This window comes from Burkholderia sp. R-40 (assembly GCF_049942845.1).
Classification (GTDB): Bacteria; Pseudomonadota; Gammaproteobacteria; order Burkholderiales; family Burkholderiaceae; genus Burkholderia; species Burkholderia ambifaria.
Map to the genome: position 1 here is coordinate 1,052,032 of NZ_CP187968.1, position 23,645 is coordinate 1,075,676.

General features: G+C 68.1%; 19 protein-coding genes. 8 read left to right on the forward strand and 11 right to left on the reverse strand.

The genetic code is table 11. The features are described from left to right. Window positions 1-25: 25 nt before the first annotated feature. A complete protein-coding gene (locus ACP26O_RS21120; protein ID WP_279607358.1) occupies window positions 26-1,429 on the forward strand; it encodes an MFS transporter in 1,404 nt (467 codons plus the stop codon). 61 nt (window positions 1,430-1,490) lie between these two features. On the opposite strand, the gene ACP26O_RS21125 is transcribed toward ACP26O_RS21120, so the two are convergent. Both ACP26O_RS21125 and ACP26O_RS21130 read right to left on the reverse strand, forming a co-directional pair. After that, window positions 1,491-2,216, reverse strand: coding sequence for a site-2 protease family protein (locus ACP26O_RS21125; protein WP_175666472.1), 726 nt, complete (start codon window positions 2,214-2,216; stop codon window positions 1,491-1,493). Beyond that, window positions 2,213-3,166 carry a DUF2167 domain-containing protein gene (locus tag ACP26O_RS21130; protein WP_175666471.1) on the reverse strand — a complete coding sequence of 318 codons (954 nt, stop codon included), beginning with the start codon at window positions 3,164-3,166 and terminating at the stop codon, window positions 2,213-2,215. The genes ACP26O_RS21125 and ACP26O_RS21130 overlap by 4 nt, the downstream gene beginning before the upstream one ends. A gap of 255 nt (window positions 3,167-3,421) precedes the next feature. Between ACP26O_RS21130 and ACP26O_RS21135 the strand changes: the two genes are divergently transcribed. Then, on the forward strand, window positions 3,422-4,270 hold the full coding sequence (locus tag ACP26O_RS21135; protein WP_175666470.1) for a helix-turn-helix domain-containing protein: 849 nt from the start codon (window positions 3,422-3,424) through the stop codon (window positions 4,268-4,270). Between the two features lie 18 nt (window positions 4,271-4,288). Here ACP26O_RS21135 and ACP26O_RS21140 read toward each other — a convergent pair whose 3' ends face one another. Genes ACP26O_RS21140 through ACP26O_RS21165 form a run of 6 tightly spaced genes read right to left on the reverse strand, consistent with a single transcriptional unit; the run spans window position 4,289 to window position 10,543 of the window. Beyond that, window positions 4,289-5,500 carry an acyl-CoA dehydrogenase family protein gene (locus tag ACP26O_RS21140; protein ID WP_175666469.1) on the reverse strand — a complete coding sequence of 404 codons (1,212 nt, stop codon included), beginning with the start codon at window positions 5,498-5,500 and terminating at the stop codon, window positions 4,289-4,291. Further along, window positions 5,497-6,354, reverse strand: coding sequence for a hypothetical protein (locus ACP26O_RS21145; protein WP_175666468.1), 858 nt, complete (start codon window positions 6,352-6,354; stop codon window positions 5,497-5,499). The genes ACP26O_RS21140 and ACP26O_RS21145 overlap by 4 nt, the downstream gene beginning before the upstream one ends. Window positions 6,355-6,410: 56 nt before the next feature. Further along, window positions 6,411-7,067 carry a methionine ABC transporter permease gene (locus ACP26O_RS21150; protein WP_006752338.1) on the reverse strand — a complete coding sequence of 219 codons (657 nt, stop codon included), beginning with the start codon at window positions 7,065-7,067 and terminating at the stop codon, window positions 6,411-6,413. Continuing rightward, the gene (locus tag ACP26O_RS21155) at window positions 7,060-8,235 is read right to left on the reverse strand and encodes a methionine ABC transporter ATP-binding protein (RefSeq protein WP_175666467.1); all 1,176 of its coding nucleotides are present in this window, start codon (window positions 8,233-8,235) and stop codon (window positions 7,060-7,062) included. The genes ACP26O_RS21150 and ACP26O_RS21155 overlap by 8 nt, the downstream gene beginning before the upstream one ends. A gap of 18 nt (window positions 8,236-8,253) precedes the next feature. Next, entirely contained in the window at window positions 8,254-9,672 is a 1,419-nt protein-coding gene (locus ACP26O_RS21160) for an LLM class flavin-dependent oxidoreductase (protein ID WP_175666466.1), read from the reverse strand. Between the two features lie 10 nt (window positions 9,673-9,682). Further along, on the reverse strand, window positions 9,683-10,543 hold the full coding sequence (locus ACP26O_RS21165) for a MetQ/NlpA family ABC transporter substrate-binding protein (protein ID WP_175666465.1): 861 nt from the start codon (window positions 10,541-10,543) through the stop codon (window positions 9,683-9,685). Between the two features lie 419 nt (window positions 10,544-10,962). Between ACP26O_RS21165 and ACP26O_RS21170 the strand changes: the two genes are divergently transcribed. The 5 genes from ACP26O_RS21170 (at window position 10,963) to ACP26O_RS21190 (ending at window position 17,183) form a co-directional block, all read left to right on the forward strand. After that, window positions 10,963-12,327, forward strand: coding sequence for a 2-hydroxycarboxylate transporter family protein (locus ACP26O_RS21170; protein ID WP_105830479.1), 1,365 nt, complete (start codon window positions 10,963-10,965; stop codon window positions 12,325-12,327). Between the two features lie 131 nt (window positions 12,328-12,458). Beyond that, the gene (locus ACP26O_RS21175; RefSeq protein ID WP_175666464.1) at window positions 12,459-14,363 is read left to right on the forward strand and encodes a sensor histidine kinase; all 1,905 of its coding nucleotides are present in this window, start codon (window positions 12,459-12,461) and stop codon (window positions 14,361-14,363) included. Further along, window positions 14,353-15,714 carry a sigma-54-dependent transcriptional regulator gene (locus tag ACP26O_RS21180; RefSeq protein WP_426356401.1) on the forward strand — a complete coding sequence of 454 codons (1,362 nt, stop codon included), beginning with the start codon at window positions 14,353-14,355 and terminating at the stop codon, window positions 15,712-15,714. Before ACP26O_RS21175 ends, ACP26O_RS21180 begins: the two co-directional genes overlap by 11 nt. 25 nt (window positions 15,715-15,739) lie before the next feature. After that, entirely contained in the window at window positions 15,740-16,069 is a 330-nt protein-coding gene (locus tag ACP26O_RS21185) for a DUF3579 domain-containing protein (RefSeq protein WP_175666462.1), read from the forward strand. A gap of 262 nt (window positions 16,070-16,331) precedes the next feature. Next, complete coding sequence (locus ACP26O_RS21190) at window positions 16,332-17,183, forward strand: alpha/beta fold hydrolase (protein WP_011659650.1); 852 nt, start codon at window positions 16,332-16,334, stop codon at window positions 17,181-17,183. A gap of 92 nt (window positions 17,184-17,275) precedes the next feature. Here the strand turns inward: ACP26O_RS21190 and ACP26O_RS21195 are convergent, their stop codons facing one another. Further along, the gene (locus ACP26O_RS21195; protein WP_175666461.1) at window positions 17,276-17,716 is read right to left on the reverse strand and encodes a PACE efflux transporter; all 441 of its coding nucleotides are present in this window, start codon (window positions 17,714-17,716) and stop codon (window positions 17,276-17,278) included. A 98-nt stretch (window positions 17,717-17,814) separates the two neighbouring features. Between ACP26O_RS21195 and ACP26O_RS21200 the strand changes: the two genes are divergently transcribed. Next, a complete protein-coding gene (locus ACP26O_RS21200; protein ID WP_175666460.1) occupies window positions 17,815-18,705 on the forward strand; it encodes a LysR family transcriptional regulator in 891 nt (296 codons plus the stop codon). 180 nt (window positions 18,706-18,885) lie between these two features. Here the strand turns inward: ACP26O_RS21200 and opcM are convergent, their stop codons facing one another. Further along, window positions 18,886-20,427, reverse strand: coding sequence for a multidrug efflux transporter outer membrane subunit OpcM (opcM, locus tag ACP26O_RS21205; RefSeq protein WP_175666459.1), 1,542 nt, complete (start codon window positions 20,425-20,427; stop codon window positions 18,886-18,888). 10 nt (window positions 20,428-20,437) lie between these two features. After that, window positions 20,438-23,638: a multidrug efflux RND transporter permease subunit CeoB gene (ceoB, locus tag ACP26O_RS21210; protein WP_175666458.1), complete on the reverse strand. Its 3,201-nt coding sequence runs from the start codon at window positions 23,636-23,638 to the stop codon at window positions 20,438-20,440. Window positions 23,639-23,645 lie beyond the last annotated feature (7 nt).

Here is a 23,645-nt window from a genome sequence, read left to right on the forward strand (position 1 = left end):
ATGTCATACGACGACGTACCTTAACGTGCCCAACAATCAGACCACCTCCCGCGATCTTCCGATCGAACTCGCCGGCAGCGCGCGCCGGACCGCCGTGCGCTACTGGATCCTGGCGATGCTGTTCGTCGTCACGACGCTCAATTATGCGGACCGCGCGACGCTGTCGATCACCGGCACGCCGATCCGCAAGGCCTTCGGCATCGATCCGGTGACGATGGGCTACATCTTCTCGGCGTTCAGCTGGGCGTACGTGCTCGCGCAGTTGCCGAGCGGCTGGCTGCTCGACCGCTTCGGCGCGCGCCGCGTGTATGCGGCGAGCATCTTCCTGTGGTCGGCGTTCACGCTGCTGCAAAGCACGATCGGCCTCGGCGGCAGCGCCGCGTTCGCGGTGACCGCGCTGTTCGTGATGCGCTTCGCGGTCGGCATCGCCGAGGCGCCCGCGTTTCCCGCGAACGCGAAGGTCGTCGCGAGCTGGTTCCCGACCGCCGAGCGCGGCACGGCGTCGGCCATCTTCAACGCCGCGCAGTATTTCGCGGCGGTGGTGTTCTCGCCGCTGATGGCGTGGCTCACGCATGCGTACGGCTGGCACCACGTGTACCTGTGGCTCGGCCTCGCCGGCATCGCGCTCGCGTTCCTGTGGCTGCGCGTGATGAAGGACCCGGTCGACCATCCGGCGGTGAACCGCGCGGAACTCGAGCATATCGAGCAGGGCGGCGGCCTCGTACGCTCGACGGCCCGGCCGAGCGCGGCGCACGGTAGCGGCGCGGCGTCCAAGGCATCCGAAGGCAGCCGCGTCGCGGGCTGGTACTACGTGCGCCAGCTGCTGTCGAACCGGATGCTGCTCGGCGTCTATCTCGGCCAGTACTGCGTGAACGTGCTTACGTACTTCTTCCTCACGTGGTTCCCGATCTACCTCGTGCAGGCGCGCGGGATGTCGCTGCTGAAGGCCGGGTTCATGACGTCGCTGCCGGCGATCTGCGGGTTCCTCGGCGGTGTGCTCGGCGGGATGCTGTCGGACCTGCTGATCCGTCGCGGCGTGTCGCTGACGCTTGCGCGCAAGATCCCGATCGTCGGCGGGATGCTGCTGTCGATGGTCATCATCGGCTGCAACTACGTCGACAGCGAAGTGCTGGTGATCGTGCTGATGGCCGTGTCGTTCTTCGGCAAGGGAATCGGCTCGCTCGGCTGGGCCGTCGTCGCGGATACCGCGCCCAAGGAAGCGATCGGCCTGTCGGGCAGCCTGTTCAACATGTTCGGCAATACGGCCGGCATCGTCGCGCCGATCGCGATCGGCTACCTGGTCGGCGCGAGCGGCTCGTTCAACGGCGCGCTCGTGTTCGTCGGGCTGAACGCGCTCGTCACGGTGTTCAGCTATCTGGTGATCGTGAAGGACATCAAGCGCGTCGAGCTGCGTCATCGCGACGCGTGAGCTTCGGCGGGAATGGAAGGATGATGACGGCGGCCGCGTGCAAACGGCCGCCGTTTTTGCGTCAGGCCGCCGAATGCGCGACGCGCAGCATGTCGTGCACGCCGGACGTCATCAGCGCGAGAAACGCGACCAGGCCGATGTAGCAGAGCGCGTAGGTCGTCTTCGTCTCGATCGACGTCGCGTAGTACGCGCGGTTCTCCGGCGCGGTGGGATCGTAGCGCCACGCGCGTTTCAGCTGCGGCAGCGCGAGGATCGCCATCACGATCAACAGCGGGCTCGGCCGGTACACGAACAGCGCGATCAGCACGGGCACGCCCGCGAACCAGATACGCGGCGACAGCACCGCGGTGATGCGCCCGCCGTCGAACGGCGACAGCGGAATCATGTTGAACAGGTTCAGGAAGAAGCCCGTGTACGACACCGCGAGCAGCAGGTTGCTGTCGTAGTGGCGCGCGGCCGCGTAGCAGGCCAGCGCGCCGAGCGTGCCGACGAACGGCCCGGCCAGCCCGACGTACGCCTCGGTTTCGGCATCGTGCGGCATCTCCTTCAACTGGATCCACGCGCCGACGAACGGAATGAACGTCGGCAGCCCGACGTCGAGCCCGCGCCGCTGCGCGGCCAGGTAGTGGCCGGCCTCGTGCACGAACAGCAGCGCGACGAAGCCGGCCGCGAAGCGCCAGCCGTAGAACAGCGCGTAGACCGCGATCGACGCGAGCATGGTGCCCGCGGACATGAGCACCTTGCCGAGCTTCAGGCCGCCGAAAATCAGCAGCAGCAGTTTCGTCATTCCTTGCGCTCCGTCTCCGGCACCCCGGACGCATCGGCGATGACCGGTACCGCGGCGGCCTTCGGCTTGCGGCCGAAAAAGCGCTTCAGCGCCGCCGCGCCCCCCAGCAGCGCGATCGCGCCGACCTTGAAGAACTTCAGCGCGAACGCGCCGATCAGCGCGAGCAGGCCGAGCTTCTTCGCGCCGACGCCGACGATCAGCGCCGCGAGACCGTACTCGGCGACGTGGTCGGTCGACTTGTTGAAATCGGCGTAGCGCTTCCCGTCGTTGAAGCGGATGTTCGCGAGCAGGTCGTCGGCCGAAGGCTTGTACTTCGGCAGATCGGCGAGCGTCGACGCCATCGTCAGCGACAGGTAGCCGTCGCGGCCGAGCACGAGCGTGCGGTAGTTCACCCCGTCGTTCTCGGCGTTCGCGGCCGCGCCCTTGTCGCGGATGATCGCGGACCACACGAGCCGGTGCGAGGCCGCGTCGTATGCCGGCGCCTTCGCCCAGCCGACCACCTCGGTTTCCGGCAGCCCGCGCTCCTTGCGCGCAGGGTTGCCTTCCTCGGTGCCGGCCTGGAGGCTCTTCAGCAATTCGTCGGGTTTCCAGTCCTTCGCGTCGTCGTCGCGGATGTAGCCGCTCGGCTCGAACGACACGACCGAGAGCCAGTCGGCATCCGGATCCTCCGGCAGCACGAGCCCGACCAGCTTCGATTCGTCGACCGAGTTGCCCATCGAGCGCAGGTAGCGACCGGCTTCGGCGGCCGGCACGAACGATTCGCCCGCCTTCAGCTTCAGCACGGCTTCGTGCTTGATGTCGATATCGGCCGGCCCGCTGACGACGGCCTTGTTGGCGGCCGCGGCGGCGGCCCTCATTTCGACCTGCGCGGCTTCGGTTTGCGCGTGGCCGCTGGTCGCGGCGAATGCGAGCATCGCCACGCAGGCGACACGGACGGCGAGTTTTTTCATTGTTGGATTCCCCTGGACTGCCTTGTTGTGAATGTGCACGGCGTCCGGCTCGAGCGTTGTGGTCGCGGGTCCGGCGCCGCCTCTCAGTGGCACGGAGGCTATGGTAACGCAGCGTCGCGGCGCGTCAGTGAACGAAATGCGGGGGCGGAAGGGAGCCCCGGGCGGCAGCCGGCGGAATCGGTGGCGCACGCCGGTCGGGAATGCTTACCTGTCGGGTAATGCCCGGCGCGTGCAGGATTGCCTATCATCTGCACCATGAACTCGACCGCCGCCCTCCATTCGCTCCCCCCGTCCGCCGGCCGTGCGTCCGGCATCGGTCCGCTGCTGCGTACCTGGCGTCAACGCCGGCGCCTGAGCCAGATGGCGCTCGCGCTCGAGGCGGAGGTGTCCGCGCGACACCTGAGCTTCGTCGAATCGGGCCGCGCGCAGCCGAGCCGCGACATGGTGCTGCATCTCGCGGAGCGCCTCGACGTGCCGCTGCGCGAGCGCAATGCGCTACTCGTCGCGGCCGGCTATGCGCCGCTGTTTCGCGAGCGGCCGTTCTCCGATCCGCAGCTCGATGCCGCGCGCCACGCGGTCGAGGCCGTGCTGCGCGGCCACGAGCCCTACCCGGCGCTCGCGGTGGATCGCCACTGGACGCTGCTCGCCGCAAACCGGATGCTCGGCGCGCTGGTCGCGCAGGCCGATCCGGCGCTGCTGCAGCCGCCCGTCAACGTGTTGCGCCTGAGCCTGCATCCGGACGGCCTCGCGTCGCAGATCGTCAACTGGCACGAGTGGCGCGCGCATATCCTGCACCGGCTGCAACGGCAGATCGACGCGAGCGGCGACCGCGCGCTGCATGCGCTGCGCGACGAACTGGCTGAATATCCGGCACCGGCTGGTCAGCGCGACGACACGCATGCGCGCACCGACTACGCGGACATCGCGGTGCCGCTGCGGCTGCGCACGGCGGCCGGCGAGCTGACGTTCTTCAGCACGACGACGGTGTTCGGCACGCCGGTCGATGTCACGCTGTCGGAGCTCGCGATCGAGGCATTTTTTCCAGCGAATCCGGAGACGGTGGATGCGATGCGGGCACTGGCGGAGAAGTTGCCGGCGCAGTGACGCGATGGCTCACCGCCTTCACGTATAGAGCGACGCCTGCGGCAACTCTCCCGTCAGTGCAAACCGCCCGACGTCGCGCAGCCGATAGTCGAGCGGATCGTGCAGCGTATGCGTGCGCGCGTTGCGCCAGAAGCGGTCGAGGCCGAGCGACGCGGCCGTCGCGCGTGCGCCGCACGCATCGAACAGCGCCTCGCCGTTGTCGAGCGCCGCGCGCTGCGCGACGATCTTCGCCTCCGACACGGCGAGCGCCACTTCCGCACGTTCGTCGGCCGTCAGCGCGTCGCGCCGCACCCATGCGCGCTGCAACTCGAGCGCCGCGCGATCGGCCAGCGATGCGGCCGACACCGCCCGCACGCGCATGTCGCCGAAGCGTTGCAGCGTATAAGGATCGTCGCTCGCCTGCGCGACGCCCGCATGTATCCACGGCCGGCCATGCTTCAGCACATAGTCGCGCGCCTCGGCGAGCGCGCCTTCGGCAAGCCCGACGAATAGGTTCGTCAGCACCAGCTGCGACACCAGCGTGCGCAGCGTCGCGCGCGGCGTCGGCGGCGTTTCGGACCGGTGCAGCACGTCGTCCGGCGCGAGCGTCACACCGTCGAAGCGCACACTGCCGCTGTCGGTCTGGCGCTGGCCGATCGGATCCCAGTCGTCGTTGACCGTGATCCCGTCACGATCGGTCGGCACCACGCCGAACACGGTGCGGCCCGTTTCCGGATCGTGCGCGGACACGGTCATCCGCTGCGAACCGCGCGTGCCCGAGCAGAAGCCCTTCACGCCGTCGAGCCGGTAGCCGCCGTCCGGCGTCGCGGTCGCCACCAGCCGCGTGTCGAGCGGGTTGACCGCATTGCCCCACCACCAGTGATGCTCGACCGTGCCGCGCAGATAGCGTTCGCGCTGGGCCGCGCTGCCCCACACGTCGACGCTCACGATCTGCAGGATCTGGAACCCGACCAGATGCGCGAGCGCGCTGTCGACGCGCGCGATCTGCCGGATCGTGTCGTAGATTGCCGGCCACGCGGCTTCCTGTCCGCCGAATTCGAGCGGCACCGCGAGCGTCAACAGGCCGGCATCGGCGAGCCACTGCTTCTCGTCGGCCGCATGACCGCCCGCGCGGTCGCGCGCGGCCGCCGTCGCCCGCAGCGAATCGATCGCGCGCGCCAGCGCATCGGCGTCGATCGCGCGTGCATCGGGATCCGGCGCAAACGTCGCCGGGCTGCGCGGATCGTTCATGCGACGGCTTCCGGTGCAACGGGTTCGTGCGCGCCGACTTCGCCGGACAGCGGCACCAGCGCGCCGAGCGGGCGGCCGGTCAGCCGCGACAGGATCTCGCGCCGCCAGTCGTCGTAGATCGCGCGGTACTCGGCGATATCCGCACCGAACACATGCGCGGTATGCGCGTACTCGTCATGCAGATAACCGTCGAGCCGCGCCTGCGTTTCCTCGTCGGCCGCGATCACGCGGTCGATCAGCGCATCGCGCTCGTCGGCCGGCAACGCCTTCAACGTGTCGAACCACCACTGGACGATCTGCACGCGATGCCACTCCTCGTCCGGGCGAATCCGGTTTTCGCCGTGCTCGCGCATCGCGCCATCCGCGATGCGGCCGGTCTTGCGCTGGATCCACAGCTTCGCGAGGATGTGCAGCTCGTAATGCCATTCGAACGCGAGGAAGCCCGCGACGTCGCGCACCGCGATATCGCCGATGCGCGCCCAGTGCGCGGCGACGAGCCGCTCGACTTCCGGCAGCGGATCGCGGCCCGTCAGTTCGGTCACGCGCTCGCGGCCGATCACCGCATGCGCGCCGTCGTCGCCGAGCTGGCGCGACAGGATCAGCTGGAAATGCGGATCGTCGCGGAACAGCGTGTCGATCGCCTTCGCGACGACCTGCACGATGAACAGGTCGTGCGACGCCATCTTCGTGTAGTAGTCGGCGACGGCGGCCAGCTCGTCTTCGCTGCGCGGCTCGCGCGGCGGCGTCGCGAGCTTGTCGGGAAAGCCGGGACGATGGCGTCGCGCGACGTCCAGGAACAGCGCTTCCTCGAATTGTCCGTTCCATTCGCGCGGTGCGCCGATGGGCAAGGTCATGGGTATCGTTCTCTCAGGGTCTGGAAAAATGAAATGAGCCGCGCTCGTGGCGCCGCTCAGGTACGCCGGGTCACGTGTCGGACCAGGCGGTCGCCCGTGATTTGCACGGCCGATACGAGTGCGATCAGGATCACGATCACGGTCGCCATCACGGTGGTGTCGAAACGCTGGTAACCGTAGCGGATCGCGAGATCGCCGAGCCCGCCCGCGCCGACGGCGCCCGCCATCGCGGTCGAGCCGATCAGCGCGACGACGGTGATGGTGAAGCCGCCGAGCATGCCGGGCAGCGCCTCGGGCAGCAGCACGTGCCACACGATGTGGCGGCGTTTCGCGCCCATCGCGAGCGCGGCCTCGATCAGCCCGCGATCGACTTCGCGCAGGCTCACTTCGGCAATTCGCGCAAAGAATGGAATCGCGGCGATCGACAACGGCACGACGGCCGCCCATACGCCGATCGTCGTGCCGATCAGCACACGCGTGAACGGCAGCAGCGCGACGAGCAGGATGATGAACGGCGTCGAGCGGAACACGTTGACGAGCGCGCCGAGCACGGCGTTCACGCCGCGCCGCTCGTAGATGCCGCCGGGCGCGGTCGTCACGAGGATCACCGCGAGCGGGATGCCGATCAGCGCGGCGACGGCGGCCGACGCGGCGACCATCGACAGCGTGTCGCGGATCGCGTCGAGCAGTTCGGGCCACCAGAGTTCAAACATAGCCGAGCACCTCCGCGTGGTTCGCATGGCGGCGCGCGCGCTCCAGCAACGCGGCGACCGCGCCGCCGTGTGCCAGCGACTGCCCGGGCGACGCGGCGATCACGAGGCGTCCCTGCGCATGCCCCTGGATCCGCTCGATCCCGCCATGCAGGAAACGCACCGAGCCGCCGAGCGCCGCCGCGAGCGCGCCGACGTCCGGCTCGCCGCCGCTTTCGCCCGTATAGCGGACGTCGAGCACGACCTGCGCGCCGTCCGGCAGCACAGCCTGCTCGGGCAACGGCTGCACACGCGCGGCCAGTTCGGCCGGCAGGTCATGCACGAGCGTGCTGAGCAGCGCGCGCGTCGCGCCGTGGCGCGGATCGCCGAACACGCGCCATACCGGGCCCGTTTCGACGAGCTCGCCCTGCTCGATCACCGCGACCGTGTCGCACACCGCGCGGATCACTTCCATCTCGTGCGTGATCAGCACGATCGTCAGCCCGAGGCGGCGATTGATGTCGGCGAGCAGTGCGAGGATCGACTGCGTCGTCTCGGGATCGAGCGCCGACGTCGCCTCGTCGCACAGCAGCACCTCCGGATCGTGCACCAGCGCCCGCGCGATGCCGACGCGCTGCTTCTGGCCGCCCGACAGGCTCGCCGGATACGCGTCGCGCTTCGCGGCGAGCCCGACGAGATCGAGCAACGCATCGACCTTGCGCGTGCGCTCGGCCTTCGGCACGCCGGCGATCTTCAGCGGCAGCGCGACGTTCTCGAACACCGTCTTCGCCGACAGCAGGTTGAAATGCTGGAACACCATCCCGGTGCGGCGGCGCAGCGCGACGAGCCCGTCCTCGTCGAGCGCGCCGACGTCGACGCCCTGCACGCGCACGCTGCCCGAACTCGGACGTTCGAGGCCGTTCACGAGCCGCAGCAGCGTCGACTTGCCGGCCCCGCTGCGGCCGATGATCCCGAACACTTCGCCGCGCCGCACGTCGAGCGTCACGTCGCGCAGCGCCGCGGCGTGGCCGCGCGGCGTCGCGAACACCTTGCCGACGTGCACGAGCGACACGGCGGCGACCTCAGCCCGCGTGGCCGCTTCCCGATGCGCGCCATGCGCGTCGAGCGCCGCTGCGCCGGCCCGCACGGCCGATGTCTCGATGAAACCCAGCGTATCGAACAGTTGCGTCATCGCTTCGCTCCGTCACGTTCATGCATGCGCGGGATGCGCGGGTTCCGATGCCGGCACGGCGACCAGCCGGTGCTGCGCGCCCGTATGCCAGGCCGGCAGCCGCGCGCCGGCGCCGAACAGCTTCTCGCGCAGCGTCGGCGCGGGATCGTAGTCTTCCTTGTAGATGCCGCGGTTCTGCAGTTCAGGCACGACCCAGTCGACGAAATCCTCGAACGACTCGGGCATCACGGTGCGCGTCAGGTTGAAACCGTCGATGCCCGTCTCGTCGATCCACGACTGCAGTTCGTCCGCGACCTGCGACGGCGAACCGACGATCGGCGCGTAGCGACCGCCGAGCGACATCTGTTCGAGCATCCGGCGCACGGTCCACGTGCCGGTCGTGCTCTTGCGCGAGATCGCGTCGACGGCCGACTGGATCGAATCGGTCTTCACATACGAGATCGGCTCGTCGAGCCCGTACTTCGCGAAGTCGATGCCGGTCGAACTCGCGAAATGCGCGAGGCCGGCTTCGGGGCTCGCATAGCGCCGGTATTCGTCGAACTTCTCTCGGGCGAGAAGTTCGGTCTCGGCGGTCACGACGCTCACGCCGGCGAAAATCCTGATCGAGGCCGGGTCGCGGCCCTGCCGTGCGGCGGCCGCGCGGATATCGAGCGCCGCCGCGCGCGCGGCGGCCTTGCTCTGCCCGTTCACGAACACGCACTCCGCGTGCCGCCCCGCGAACGCGACGCCGCGCGCGGATGAACCGGCCTGGTACAGCACCGGCGTGCGCTGCAGCGACGGCTCGCTGAGGTGGATCGCGTCGACCGAGTAGAACGGCCCGTCGTGCTTGACGCGCCGCACCTTGCCCGGCTGCGCGAACACGCGCGCCTGCGCGTCGCGGATCACCGCATCGTCGTCCCAGCTTTGTTCCCATAGCTTGTAGACGACGTCCATGTAGTCGTCCGCGCGTTCGTAGCGGTCGTCGTGGCCGATCTGCTGCGCGAGGCCCATTCCGCGCGCGGCGCTGTCGAGATAGCCGGTCACGATGTTCCAGCCGATGCGCCCCTTCGTCAGATGGTCGAGCGTCGACATGCGGCGCGCGAACAGGTACGGCGGCTCGTAGGTCAGGTTCGCGGTCACGCCGAAGCCGAGATGCCGCGTGACCTGCGCCATCGCGGGCACGAGCAGCAGCGGATCGTTGACGGGCACCTGCACCGATTCGCGCAGCGCGGCGTCCGGGCCGCCGCCGAACACGTCGTACACGCCGACGATGTCCGCCAGAAAGATCCCGTCGAACTTGCCGCGCTCGAGCGTCCTCGCGAGATCGGCCCAGTAGTCGAGATTGGTGTAGTGCGCGGAGCGGTCGCGCGGATGCGTCCACAGCCCGTGGTTGATGTGTCCGACGCAGTTCATGTTGAACGCGTTGAGCAGGATCTTCTTGCGGTTCGGCGTCGTCATGTTCCCTCCGTCACCACGCGATCGCGTAAAGCGAGCCGAACGCGTTGTCGAGCGCACGGCGCACCGCCGGCGAGTGCTGGTAGATCGCGATGAACTTGCGGATGCGCGGATCGTTCGCGCTCTCGGGCCGCACGACCCACTGGATCGCGAAGTTCTTGTTCTCGGTGCCGTCGAACAGCAGCGCGCTGTTCGGGTCGGTCGTGCCGGCGAGCTTGATGAAGCTCGGGTAGCCCTGCGCGAGGTCGACGTCGTCGAGCGAGCGCGCGAGCTGCGACGCCTCGAGCGCGATGATCTTCAGGTGCTTCGGGTTGGCCACGATGTCGTGCGTCGTCGCCCGGTAGTCGGCGCCCGGCTTCAGCGTGATGAGGCCCGCGCGCTGCAGCAACAACAGCCCGCGCCCGCCGTTGACCGGATCGTTCGCGATCGCGACGCGCGCGCCGTCCTTCAGCTCGGCGAAGCTTTTCACCTTCTTCGAATAGAGGCCGATCTTCATGATCGTGCCCGGCGCGATCGACACGAAGTTGTAGCCGCCCTGCTTCTTCGCGTTCTCGAGAAACGGGATGTGCTGGAAGTAGTTGACGTCGATGTCCTTGTTCGCGAGCGCCGCGTTCGGCGTATTCCAGTCGGTGAACTCGACGATCCGCACGTCGAGGCCCTGCTCCTTCGCCTCCTTCGCGGCGATCTTCAGCGCTTCGATCTGCGGGCTCGTCGAGATGCCGACCTTCAGCGGCGCGGTGTCGGCGCGCGCGCCGCCCGGCAGCGCGACGGCGAGCCACGCGGCGAGCAGCGCGGCCGCGGTCAGGCGGGCCGGCAGGACGAGCCGTGCGAGGCGGACGGCGCACGAGCGGGCGGAAAAAACGGCATGCGGCATGGGAACCACTCTCCTGTCCAAGGACGGTATCGACGGATGAGCGACGCCGCGGCGAACGCGCGGGCGTTCTCCCGACAGTCGTCGCATCGGAAAAGGATCAGCCGATGATAGAGAGCGGCGGGAAGGCGGTCTACGAAGCGATTGTGCGAAGAAAATCGCGCGCGGCGATATGGCGCGCGATCGCGGTCGGCCCGGCGCGCGGCCGGCCGACTGGCCGAAATCTCGGCCTCCCTCGCCGGGCGGATTCCGAAATCTCGGCCGGCCAAGGCGGCCACCCTTTCCGCAGACGAAACAAATCCCTTATGAATCAATGCATTAAAAATATTCCGGCAGGCCGGAATTCTGGCACGGGGGTTGCGTAATAGACGGCACACGATGCCGCGAAGCGATGCAGGCATCCCACAATCAGGAGACACGTCTTGCAGACCTCTATCCATACCCCGTCCCACCCGGAACCGATTGCCGAAGCCGGCGCCGCCACGCGCGCACGCTTCTGGCCGGAAGGCTGGTGGAAGCTGATGGAAATCCGCATCGGCATCATCCCGCTGCCGGTGTACGTGATCCTGTTCGCGCTGATCGTCGGTTTCTCGGTCACGGGCAAGGTGCCGGGCGAGATCTCGATGGCGATCGCCGTGCTCGCGTTCTTCGGCTTCACGTGCGCGGAACTCGGCAAGCGCCTGCCGCTCCTGCGCAACATCGGCGCGGCCGCGATCTTCGCGACCTTCGTGCCGTCGGCGCTCACCTACTATCACGTGTTGCCCAAGCCGGTGCTGAACCTGACGGTCGAGTTCACGAAGTCGACCAACTTCCTGTACCTGTTCATCGCGTCGATCATCGTCGGCAGCATCCTGAGCATGGACCGGCGCGTGCTGATCCAGGGCTTCGTGAAGATCTTCATCCCGCTCGCCGCCGGTTCGGTCGCGGCCGCGATCGTCGGCACGGCGGTCGGCACCGCGCTCGGCCTGGGCGCACGCCACACGCTGCTGTACATCGTCGTGCCGATCATGGCGGGCGGTGTCGGCGAAGGCGCAATTCCGCTGTCGATCGGCTATTCGGAACTGATGCACCTGCCGCAGGGCGAGATGTTCGCGATGGTGCTGCCGCCGGTGATGCTCGGCAGCCTGACCGCGATCATCCTGTCGGGGGCGCTCGACATGCTCGGCAAGCGCCTGCCGCACCTGACCGGCAACGGTCGTCTGCAGGTCGGCGAAAGCGACGACCTGGCGCCGCAAAACGAAGAGATCCGCGGTCATGTCGACGTCACGCACATCGCGGGCGCCGGCATCACGGCGATCACGCTGTATCTCGTGGGCCTGATGGCGCACAAGCTGTTCGGCCTGCCCGCGCCGGTCGCGATGCTGTTCCTCGCGGTGCTGGTGAAGCTGGCGCGCGCGGTGTCGCCGCCGCTGCAGGAAGGCGCGTTCGTCGTCTACAAGTTCTTCTCGACCGCCGTCACGTATCCACTGCTGTTCGCGATCGGCGTCGCGATGACGCCGTGGGACAAGCTGACCGCCGCCTTCACGATCGTCAACGTCGTCACGATCGTGTCGACCGTCGCGACGCTGATGGGCACCGGTTTCGTGGTCGGCCGCCTGCTGAAGATGTACCCTATCGACACCGCAATCGTGAACGCCTGCCACAGCGGACAAGGCGGCACCGGCGACGTCGCGATCCTGACCGCCGCGAACCGGATGCAGCTGATGCCGTTCGCGCAGATCGCGACGCGCATCGGCGGCGCAATCGTCGTCACGGTGACGCTGATCCTGGTCGCGCACTTCGGATAATGCACGGCCGCGCGCACCGTCGCGCAGGCTGCTTCGCACGCGCCGCCGCCGGCCCTGCCGGCGTGCGGCGCGCGTCGTTGCGGAGGGCCGGTTGCGGAGGGCCGGTTGCAGGTGACCGGTTGCGGGCTTCGATGAGGGCGAACGTGCAGAAGAGCTTCAAGGGAATCCCGTGGTGGGGCTGGGCGTCGGCCGTCGTGCTGTATGTCGGCGTGGCGGGCGCGGCCGTCGATTTCGCGTCGGAACGCGCGATCGACGCGCTGGAGGAAACCGGCGCGCACCGGCTCGACCTGTATGCGTCGAGCCTGAAGAGCGAACTCGGCCGCTTCGAGATCCTGCCCGGCCTGGTCGCCCGCCAGGACGGCGTGCGCGCGCTGCTGAAGGCCGCGCCGCAAGACCGGCCCGCGCTCGCCCACACGGTGAACACGTACCTCGAAGCCGTGAACCGCGACGCGGGCAGCGGCGCGGTCGACGTGATCGACCTGCGCGGCGAAGTGATCGCCGCCAGCAACTGGAACGAGACGATCAGCTTCGTCGGCACGAACGTGTCGTACCGGCCGTACTTCAAGGACGCCCTCGCGCACGGCAGCGGCCGCTTCTTCGGGATCGGCACCAATACCGGCGTGCCGGGCGTCTACTTCGCGAGCGCGGTGCGCGACGACGGCGCGCCGATCGGCGCGGCGGCCGTGAAGATCAGCGTCGACCCGCTCGAATCCGCGTGGCGCGCGCCGGGCGTCGCCGCGCTGGTGGTCGACGGCAACGGCGTGATCGTGATCTCGACCGAGCCGGCGTGGAAATTCACCGCGTTGCGCCCGATCACCGCGCAGCAGCAGCGCGACATCCAGGCGTCGCGGCAATACGCGGGCCGCACGGTCGACGTGCTGCCGTACCGCCACATCGGCGACCGCAGCGCCGCCGCGTGGTTCGGCACGTTTCCCGATCCGCGTCACGCCGGCCGCAACACGCGCTATCTCGTGATGTCGCGCCCCGCCCCGCAGGCCGGCGATTCGCTGATGGTGCTGCTGGACATCGCGAGCGCGCGGCGCCAGCAGGAGACCGCGTTCGTGTTCGTCACCGGCGCGTTCCTGATCGCCGCGCTGCTGGCCGGCTACGCGATCCAGCGCCGTCGGGCCATCGTCGCGCGGCTGAACGCGCAGGACGCGCTGCGCCGCGCGAACGACCGGCTCGAGCTGACCGTCGCGCAGCGCACCGCCGCGCTGACGGCCGCGAACGAGCGGATGCAGCGCGAGATCGTCGAACGCGAGCGCACCGAGCAACGGCTGCGCGATTCGCAGCAGGAAGTCGTGCACGCGGGCAAGCTCGCGGTGCTCGGGCAGATGGCGGCCGGCCTCACGCACGAGCTGAACCAGCCGCTCGTCGCGATCCGCACGCTGTGCGACAACGCGCGCACGTTCTTCGAGCGCGGCCAGCCGGCGCCCGCATATGCCAATCTCGAACGGATCGGCAAGCTGATCGACAGCATGGCGGTGCTCACCGGCGAGCTGAAGACCTTCGCGCGCAAGCCCGACGTCGAGCGCGTCGCCGTGTCGCTGACCGAGGCCGTCGCGCATGCGCGGTTCATCTACGATGCGCGGATTCGCGACGAAGGCGTGCAGCTCGACGTGAACATCGCGCCCGGCACGACGGTGTCCGCCGAATCGAGCCAGCTGCAGCAGGTGATCGTGAACCTGCTCGGCAATGCGCTCGATGCGGTGCACGACGCGCCCGTGCGGCGGATCGTCATCGAAGCCGCCAAAGTGGACGATGCGAGCGATGCGGACGAAACCGGCCGCGTGCGCTTCACCGTCGCCGACAGCGGTGCCGGCATCGCGCCCGACGTGCTGCCGCACCTGTTCGAGCCGTTCGTCACCACCAAGCCGCGCGGCCAGGGCCTCGGGCTCGGCCTCGCGATCACGTCGCGCATCGTCGAGGCGTTCGGCGCGAAGATCGCCGCGACGAACCGCGACGCGGGCGGCGCGCAGTTCACCATCGAATTCGCGGCGGCGACGCCGCAACAAAGGACAGAGCATGGAAGATGAGATTCGCGTGCTGGTCGTCGAGGACGATGAAAACGTCCGGATCGGCGTCGAGCAGGCCGTCGCGCTCGCCGGGTTCCCGGTCGACGCGTTCGCGTCGGGCGCCGACGCGCTCGCGCACGTCGCGCCCGGCGCGCCCATCGTGATCGTGTCGGACGTGCGGATGCCGGGCATCGACGGGCTGCAGCTCCTCGAGCGCGTGATGGCCGTCGATGCGCAGATCCCGGTCGTGCTGATCAGCGGCCACGCCGACATTTCGACGGCCGTCGGCGCGATGCACGACGGCGCGTACGACTTCATCGAGAAGCCGTTCTCGTCGGACGTGATCGCCGGCCGCGTCGCGCGCGCGGTCGAGAAGCGCCGGCTCACACTGGAGGTGCAGGGGCTGCGCGCGGCGCTCAACAACTGGCAGGGCATCGAGGCGCTCGTGCTCGGCAAGTCGCCCGCGATCGAACAGGTGCGCAAGAAGATCCTGCGCCTCGCCGATACGTCGGTGTCGGTGCTGATCACCGGCGAGACGGGCACCGGCAAGGAACTGATCGCGCGCAGCCTGCACGACTTCGGCAGCCGGCGCGACGCGCATTTCGTCGCGCTGAACTGCGGCGGCCTGCCCGAGCAGATCTTCGAGAGCGAGCTGTTCGGCCACGAGGCCGGCGCATTCACCGGCGCGATCAAGAAGCGCATCGGCAAGCTCGAATATGCGCCCGGCGGCACGCTGTTCCTCGACGAGATCGAGACGATGCCGATTCCGCTGCAAATCAAGATGCTGCGCGTGCTGCAGGAGCGCGTGGTCGAACGGCTCGGCGCGAACGAGCTGATTCCGGTCGACTGCCGCGTCGTCGCCGCATCGAAGGCCGATCTCGCCGAGCTCGCGGCCGACGGACGCTTTCGCGCGGACTTGCTGTATCGGCTCAACGTCGCGCAGATCGAACTGCCGCCGCTGCGCGAACGGCGCGAGGACGTGCCGCTGCTGTTCGAGCATTTCGTGCTCGCGGCCGCGCGTCGCTTCGGGCAGCCGGCGCCCGTCGTCACGGCTGCGCAGGTGTCCGAACTGATGACGCATGCGTGGCCCGGCAACGTGCGCGAACTGCAGAACGTGGCCGACCGCTTCGTGCTCGGCCTGACCGGCGACAGCCTGCTGTCGTCCGGCAGCGCGCCGACGGCGGGCGGCACGCTCGCGGAGCAGCTCGCGTATTTCGAGCGGATGCTGATCGAGGACATGCTCCGGCGTCACAACGGCAACGTTGCGGACGCAAGCGTTGCACTCGGCATGCCGAAGAAGACGCTTTATCACAAGCTGCGCAACCTGCGGATTCCTGCGCGCGGCGACGCGGCGGCCGACGGCGGCGAATGACGCGAACGAGGATACGCACAACGGCATGGATCGCATCGACATCTCCGAACGCGGCCGCATCAACGGCCACCTGATCCGCGGCATCACCCGCGCGCAGAAAACCTTCCGCCCGAGCGACTGGCCCGAACGGCTCGCGGGCGTCATCACGCTGTTCGTCGGCGAACGGCGGCCCGGCTATCCGTGCGCGCTGTCGCGGCTCGCGATGCCGGTCGTCGACGGCGGCGCCAAATGCCTGTTCGTGTCGGACGAATTGCGCACCGTCTGTGCCGATGCATTCGACTTCGCGATGCAGTTCGCCGCCGACAACGATCTGCCCGTCGAGCTTCAGACCGCGCCCGCGCTGGCGGTGCGGTGATCTGGGGGCCGCGTTCGGCGGCCTTTCCCCTTTTTCCTTCTGCCCCTCCGATGCGCGTGTGCGCAGGCGTTCGCACGCGCGTTCGGCAGCGAAACGAATCGTCAGATGATTGAAGGCTTCGATACATCCCCACGCTGCGACAAGGGTTTTTCAGCCGAGCCATCAATAAAATTGATCGTCGCGATGAAAATTATGCGTTTTCCTTGCAGGTCGCCGTGATGCATAGTTGCGTCGTGTTGACGCACCTTTGAGTCTTTCAGCCATGAACATGCGAATCGAGCCGTCGGTGCTCGCGAACCCGGACCTGCAATTTGCGACGCTTTCGTCGGGCATCAGCCTGCCGTATGTCGAGCGGGGCAGCGGCGCGCCGATGGTGTTCGTGCACGGATCGTTGTGCGACTACCGCTACTGGGATCCGCAACTCGCATCGCTGTCGGCACACTACCGCTGCATCGCGCCGAGCCTGAGCCACTACTGGCCGGCCGTCGAAGCGGGCATCCAGGACGAGTTCAGCTGGCAGAACCACGTCGACGAGCTCGCCGAATTCATCGACGCACTCGATCTCGGCCCCGTGCATCTCGTCGGCCATTCGCGTGGCGGCAGCGTCGCGTTCAACGTCGCGCGCCAGCATCCGCACCTCGTCGAGTCGCTCACGCTCGCCGATCCGGGCGGCCCGCTGCAACAGCCGGGCGTGCGCGAAGCCGCGCTGCCGGCCGCCGCGATCGCGCTGCGCACGAAGGCCGTGAACCTGATCGGGCAAGGTGAAGTGGAAGCCGGCCTCGAGATGTTCGTCGACTCGGTGAGCCTGCCGGGCGCATGGAAGAAGAGCACGTCGCGCTTTCGCACGATGGCGATCGACAACGCGAGCACGCTGCCGAAGCAGCTGCGCGATCCGCTGCCCGCGTATTCGCAGCACGCGGCGTCGGATATCGCGTGCCGCACGCTGCTGATCGACGGCCAGCGCAGCCCGAAGATGTTCCGCAACAACGTCGACACGCTGTCGCAGTGGATCGGCGATGCGCAACGGCAGACCGTCGCCGGTGCGTCGCACGGGATGAACGCGGCAAGCCCCGCGGTGTTCAACCGTTTCGTGCACGAGTTCGTCGCCGCGTAACGCGCTCGGGCGGCATTCGTTCCGCCCGCTACTCCCCTTCTCTTTCGACGCGAAACGACGCGGGCTCCCGCACCGCTTCGCGTTCCCATGCGTTACGCGATCGGCTCGGCCTTGCGCGTCACCGCATCCGGCAATCCGAACACGCTGTCGAACGACCAGTTGTACACGAACGTGAAGATCGGGAAGAACACGATCAGTACCGCGTCGTACAGGAACGCCTGCAGCAGCGACACGTCGAGCCACCACGCGATCAGCGGGATCAGGAACGTCACGAGCGCGACCTGGAATCCGATCGCATGCACGATGCGCCGCCCGACGGTGCGCGTGGTTTCCGCACGCCGCCGCTCCCACGCCTCGAAGCCGAAGTTGTAGAGGAAATTGACGGTGACGCCCGTCGTCGAGATCATCACGCCGAGCAGGCCGCTCGTCGCCGCGCTCGCGCCGCTCAGCATGCCGAGTACCGACGACGCGACGAGGATGCCGAGCACCTCGAACATCACGACGTAGACTATGCGTCTCTTCCATCCTTGCATGACCCATCACCTTCGTATCGAACCAGGTGGCGAGACTACAGCGGGCACTTCGCCCGCAAAAGTCAGGTCCTTTCAATTTTTCTGACAGGAGGCCGCACGTGCTGACCAGCGACCACATCGACATGCTGCTGACCGTCATCGACAAGGGCTCGTTCTCGGCAGCCGCGCGTGCGCTCGGCCGCACGCCGTCGGCCGTCAGCATGGCGATCGCGAATCTCGAGGCCGAGCTGGACCTCGTGCTGTTCGATCGCGGCACGCGCGAGCCGACGCCGACCGCCGCGATGGCCGCGCTGCTGCCCGACGCGCGGTCGATCGCCGAACGGCTGCAGGCGCTGCGCGCGCATGCGCAGCATCTGTCGGAAGGCGTCGAGGACACGCTGCGGCTCGGGCTCGCGGCGGAGCTCGACGGCGCACCCGTTGCGCGCGCGCTGAGCGCCGTCGCCGCGAAGTATCCGGCGCTCGCGATCAGCATCGTCACCGCGCCGCAGGACGCGATCGTCGACGCGCTGCATCGCGGCGCCGTCGATCTGTGCGTCGCGTACGGCGGGCTCGATCTCCATCCGCAGGAACAGATCCACGCGCTGTGGACCGAGACGTTGATTGCCGTTGCCGCGCCGGGACATCCGGCGATCGCCGAAGCCGCGCAGCCGGAGGCGATCGAGCGGTTGTCGGGGTTCCGGCAGATCGTGATCGCCGATCCGGAGCGGCCGGTCACCGACGTGCGGCCCGTGATCGGCAATCGCACGTGGAAGGTGACCGACATGGCGACCGCGATCGCGTTGGTCAAGGCCGGCCACGGCTGGGCCAACCTGCCCGAATCGACGATCGGCCGATACGTCGACGCCGGCGAGCTTGCGCCGCTCGTGTTCGCGAATATCCGCAACGGGCTGCTGCTGCCGGTGTATCTGCGGCGGCCGAAGCACACGGGGCTTGGCAAGGCGGCGAGCGAGCTGGTGCGGGCGTTGCGGGCTGAAGGCCACGCAGTCTGATCGGGGCGTGCGGCGGGACACCGCCGCACGCCCCGTCCGCAGGCGCTGGATGAACCTGACCGTTAGTTGCGGTATAAACCCGGCACACCATGAAAAAACCCCGGTCACGCAGGCCTGGGCCTGCATGCCGGGGTTCTTCGATTCGCGGCTGACGAGCGATGAATCGCTCGCCGTTCAAGCTCAGCGCGCAGCCACCTCCGCCTTGCCCGTCGCCGCATCACCCACCGCCGTCGGCGCCGGTGCATTCCCCCACCCGCCGCCCAACGCGCGAATCAGGTTCACGGTCGACACGGCCTGCGCACCGGTCAGCTGGTTCGCCTGCAATTGCGACTGCAGCACCGACCGCTCGCTGTCGATCACGTCGAGATAGGCGACTTCGCCTTCCTGATACTGCGTACGCGACAGCGTCGCCGCTCGGCGCGACGCGTTGACGGCCGCATCCTGCGCGCGAATCTGGTCGTCGAGCAGACGCAGATCGGCGAGGTTGTCCTCGACCTCGCGGAACGCGACGAGCACCTGCTGCCGGTAGTTCGCGACCTGCTCGTCGTATTGCGCGCGCGCCTGCTGCACGCCGGCCGCACGCCGCCCGCCGTCGAACAGCGGCAGCGTCAGCGCGGTACCGGCGAACGGTCCGAGCAGGAACGTGCGGCTCGACCACAGGAACAGGTTGCCGAGCGTCGACGCCTCATACCCGAACGCGCCCGTGATATCGAGCTTCGGGAAATACGCCGACTTCGCGAGGCCGATCCGCGCGTTCGCCGCCGCCATCGCGCGCTCGGCCGCCGACACGTCCGGGCGCCGTTCGAGCAGCGCGGACGGCAGTCCTGCCGGTACCTTCACCGCGACCGGCACGATCGGCGTTTCCTTGAACGCGAAGTCCGCGGGCGCCTTGCCGAGCAGGATCGCGAGCGCATGCTCGGACGCCGCGCGCCGACGCGCGACGCCGACCGCATCGGCCTGCGCGGTCGCCAGTTCGTTCTTCGCGCGCGACACGTCGAGCTCGCTGATGTCGCCTTCGTTGAAGCGACGCTGCACGAGCTTCAGCGCCTGGTCGCGCAGCTCGACCGTGCGGCGGTACAGGTCCTGGTCCGAGTCGAGCTGGCGCAGTTCGAAGTAGTTCTGCGCGACGTCCGCCTGCAGCGCGAGCTGCACCGAGCGGAACAGCGCTTCGCTCTGCGCCTGGTCGGCGCGCGACGCCTCGACATTGCGGCTCACGCGGCCGAACAGGTCGGCCTCGTAAGACACCGTGCCCTGTGCGCGCCACAGCGTCGCGTTGGTCGGGCCCGTGCCCTGCGGCTGGAGCTGCGACGCCGACGACAGCCCCTGGCGCGTCGGCCCGAACCCGGCGCCGACCTGCGGGAACCACTGCGAGCGCGCGGTGCGGGTCGCCGCACGTGCTTCCTCGACGCGCGCCGCCGCGGCCTTCAGGTTCTGGTTCGCGGCGAGCGCCTGCGCCTCGAGCGAGTCGAGCACCGGATCGCCGAACACCTTCCACCATTCGCCGCGATGCTCGCCGTCCGCCGGTTCGGCGGTCTTCCACGTGCCGGCCTGTTCGCCGGCCGCGAGCGTCGGCGCTTCCTTGAACGCCGCGGGCGTCGACACGTCCGGGCGCTTGTAGTCAGGGCCCACCGCGCACGCGGCGAGCAGCGTCGCGAGCAGGGTGCTCGCGGCCGCCACCTTCGCGAAGCGCATCAGGCCATTCGAGTTGTACATGTTGTCCATCTTGTTGTCCTCAAGCATCCGTAGCCGACGCGCCCGACGGCGACACGCCATAGCCGGCGGAGTCCTTCCCGGCGACGTGGATCTTGCCGCCCGCGAGCGTGCGCAGCACCACGTAGAACACCGGCGTCAGCATCAGCCCGAACAGCGTCACGCCGAGCATCCCGAAGAACACCGCGATACCCATCGCATGCCGCATCTCCGAGCCCGCGCCCGTCGACGTGACGAGCGGCACGACGCCCATGATGAATGCGATCGACGTCATCAGGATCGGGCGCAGCCGCAGCCGGCTCGCCTCGATCGCGGCCTCGAGCGGCGTCCTGCCGTCATGCTCCAGTTCGCGTGCGAATTCGACGATCAGGATCGCGTTCTTCGCCGACAGCCCCACCAGCACCATCAAGCCGATCTGCGTGAAGATGTTGTTGTCGCCCTGCGTGAGCCACACGCCTGTGAGCGCCGACAGAATGCTCATCGGCACGATCAGGATCACCGCGAGCGGCAGCGTCAGGCTTTCATACAGCGCCGCGAGCACCAGGAACACGAGCAGCACGCTGATCGGGAACACCCACATCGCCGAATCGCCCGCCAGGATCTGCTGGTACGTGAGGTCGGTCCACTCGAACCGCACACCGCGCGGCAGCGTTTCATGCGCGATGCGCTCGACCGCGGCCTGCGCCTGCCCCGACGAGAAGCCTGGCGCCGGCCCGCCGTTGATGTCGGCCGCCGTGTAGCCGTTGTAGCGCACGACCATTTCCGGGCCGAACGTCGGCGTCACCGTGACGAGCGACGACAGCGGCACCATCTCGCCCTTGTCGTTGCGCGTCTTCAGCTGCAGGATGTCGTCCGCGCGCTGGCGGAACGGCGCATCGGCCTGCACGCGCACCTGGTACACACGCCCGAAGCGGTTGAAGTCGTTCACGTACAGCGAGCCGAGATACACCTGCATCGTGTTGAACACGTCGGTGACCGGCACGCCGAGCTGCTTCGCCTTCACGCGGTCGAGATCGACGTTGAGCTGCGGCACGTTGATCTGGTAGCTCGTAAACAACGGGCCCAGTTCAGGCGCCTGCTCCGCGCGCTTGATGAAGTCGTTGGTCGCGTCCGACAGCTTCGCGTAGCCAACTGCCCCACGATCCTCGATCTGCATCTTGAACCCGCCGAGCGTGCCGAGGCCGAGCACCGGCGGCGGCGGGAACACCGCGACGAACGAGTCCTTGATCGCGCCGTACTGCTGGTTCAGCGCACCCGCGATCGCGCCGGCGGACAACGCCTTGCCGTGCCGTTCCGAGAACGGCTTGAGCGTGACGAACACGATGCCCGCGCTCGAGCTGTTCGTGAAGCCGTTCACCGACAGCCCCGGGAACGCGACCGCGCTCTCGACGCCCGGCTGCTTCAACGCGATCGAGCCCATGTCGCGGATCACCTTCTCGGTGCGGTCGAGCGACGCGCCGTTCGGCAGCTGCGCGAACGCGATCAGGTATTCCTTGTCCTGCGCGGGCACGAAACCGCCCGGCACGACCTTCGACACCAGCACGGTCGCGCCCACCAGCACGAGGTACACGCCGAGCATCAGCGTCTTGCGCGACAGCACGCCGCGCACGCCGCGGCCGTAGTTCTCCGCGCCGCGATGGAACACCTTGTTGAAGCGCTTGAAGAACCCGCCGAGCACGCGGTTCATCACGCGCGTGAGCCAGTCTTCCTTGTCGCCATGCCCCTTCAGCAGGATCGCCGACAGCGCCGGCGACAGCGTCAGCGAGTTGAACGCCGAGATCACCGTCGAGATCGCGATCGTCATCGCGAACTGCTTGTAGAACTGGCCGGTCAGGCCCGACATGAACGCGAGCGGCACGAACACGGCGACGAGCGTCAGCGCGATCGCGATGATCGGCCCGCTCACTTCCTGCATCGCCTTGTAGGTCGCCTGCCGCGCGTTCATCCCGCTTTCGATGTTGCGCTCGACGTTCTCGACCACCACGATCGCATCGTCGACCACGATACCGATCGCCAGCACCATCCCGAACAACGACAACGCGTTGATCGAATAGCCGAAGCCGAGCAGCAGCGAGAACGTGCCGATGATCGACACCGGCACCGCGATCAGCGGAATCAGCGACGCGCGCCAGGTCTGCAGGAACACGATCACGACGATCACGACCAGCGCGATCGCCTCGAGCAGCGTATGCACGACGGCCTTGATCGACGAACGCACGAACTGCGTCGGGTCATAGACGATCTTGTAGTCGATGCCGGCCGGCATGTCCTGCTTCAGCTCGGCCATCGTCTTGCGCACTTCGTCGGAGATCTGCAGCGAGTTCGCGCCCGGCGACTGGTTGATCGCCATCGCGACGGCCGGCTTGTTGTCGAGCAGCGAGCGCAGCCCGTACTCGGACGCGTCGAGCTCGATGCGCGCGATGTCGCGCAGGTGCGTGACGCCGCCGTCCGGCGTCGTCTTCACGACGATGTCGCCGAACTCGTCTTCCGTCTGCAGACGGCCGCGCGCGTTCACCGACAGCTGCAGCGGCGTGCCCGGCAACGACGGCGACGCGCCGATCACGCCAGCCGCGACCTGCACGTTCTGCTCGCGAATCGACCGCACGACGTCCTCGGCGGCCAGCCCGCGCTGCGCGACCTTCTGCGGATCGAGCCACACGCGCATCGCGTAGTCGCCCGAACCCCACAGCTGCACCTGGCCGACGCCCTGGATCCGCGACAGGCGATCCTTCACGTTGATCAGCGCGTAGTTGCGCAGGTAGGTCATGTCGTAGCGGTTGTCCGGCGAGATCAGGTGGACCACCATCGTCAGCGTCGGCGAGCTCTTCACCGTGGTGATGCCGAGCCGCTGCACGTCTTCCGGCAGGCGCGGCAGCGCCTGGTTCACGCGGTTCTGCACGAGCTGCGTGGCCTTGTCCGGATCGGTGCCGAGCTTGAACGTGACGGTGATCGTCATGTTGCCGTCGCTGTTCGCCTGCGACTGCATGTAGAGCATGTCCTCGACGCCGTTGATCTGCTCTTCAAGCGGCGACGCGACCGTCTCGGCGATCACTTTCGGGTTCGCGCCCGGGTATTGCGCCTTCACGATCACGGAAGGCGGCACGACTTCCGGATACTCCGAAATCGGCAGCAGGAACATCGCGATCACCCCGCCGAGCAGGATGATCACCGATAGGACTCCTGCAAAGATCGGCCGGTCGATAAAGAATTTGGAAATGTTCATGGGTTGC

Bases quoted from the DNA above. Each gene is read 5' to 3' on its own strand.
- ACP26O_RS21125 (WP_175666472.1), bottom strand. From the start codon at position 2,216: ATGACGAAACTGCTGCTGCTGATTTTCGGCGGCCTGAAGCTCGGCAAG.
- ACP26O_RS21130 (WP_175666471.1), bottom strand. From the start codon at position 3,166: ATGAAAAAACTCGCCGTCCGTGTCGCCTGCGTGGCGATGCTCGCATTC.
- ACP26O_RS21135 (WP_175666470.1), top strand. From the start codon at position 3,422: ATGAACTCGACCGCCGCCCTCCATTCGCTCCCCCCGTCCGCCGGCCGT.
- ACP26O_RS21140 (WP_175666469.1), bottom strand. From the start codon at position 5,500: ATGAACGATCCGCGCAGCCCGGCGACGTTTGCGCCGGATCCCGATGCA.
- ACP26O_RS21145 (WP_175666468.1), bottom strand. From the start codon at position 6,354: ATGACCTTGCCCATCGGCGCACCGCGCGAATGGAACGGACAATTCGAG.
- ACP26O_RS21150 (WP_006752338.1), bottom strand. From the start codon at position 7,067: ATGTTTGAACTCTGGTGGCCCGAACTGCTCGACGCGATCCGCGACACG.
- ACP26O_RS21155 (WP_175666467.1), bottom strand. From the start codon at position 8,235: ATGACGCAACTGTTCGATACGCTGGGTTTCATCGAGACATCGGCCGTG.
- ACP26O_RS21160 (WP_175666466.1), bottom strand. From the start codon at position 9,672: ATGACGACGCCGAACCGCAAGAAGATCCTGCTCAACGCGTTCAACATG.
- ACP26O_RS21165 (WP_175666465.1), bottom strand. From the start codon at position 10,543: ATGCCGCATGCCGTTTTTTCCGCCCGCTCGTGCGCCGTCCGCCTCGCA.
- ACP26O_RS21175 (WP_175666464.1), top strand. From the start codon at position 12,459: ATGAGGGCGAACGTGCAGAAGAGCTTCAAGGGAATCCCGTGGTGGGGC.
- ACP26O_RS21180 (WP_426356401.1), top strand. From the start codon at position 14,353: ATGGAAGATGAGATTCGCGTGCTGGTCGTCGAGGACGATGAAAACGTC.
- ACP26O_RS21185 (WP_175666462.1), top strand. From the start codon at position 15,740: ATGGATCGCATCGACATCTCCGAACGCGGCCGCATCAACGGCCACCTG.
- ACP26O_RS21190 (WP_011659650.1), top strand. From the start codon at position 16,332: ATGAACATGCGAATCGAGCCGTCGGTGCTCGCGAACCCGGACCTGCAA.
- ACP26O_RS21195 (WP_175666461.1), bottom strand. From the start codon at position 17,716: ATGCAAGGATGGAAGAGACGCATAGTCTACGTCGTGATGTTCGAGGTG.
- opcM (WP_175666459.1), bottom strand. From the start codon at position 20,427: ATGGACAACATGTACAACTCGAATGGCCTGATGCGCTTCGCGAAGGTG.
- ceoB (WP_175666458.1), bottom strand. From the start codon at position 23,638: ATGAACATTTCCAAATTCTTTATCGACCGGCCGATCTTTGCAGGAGTC.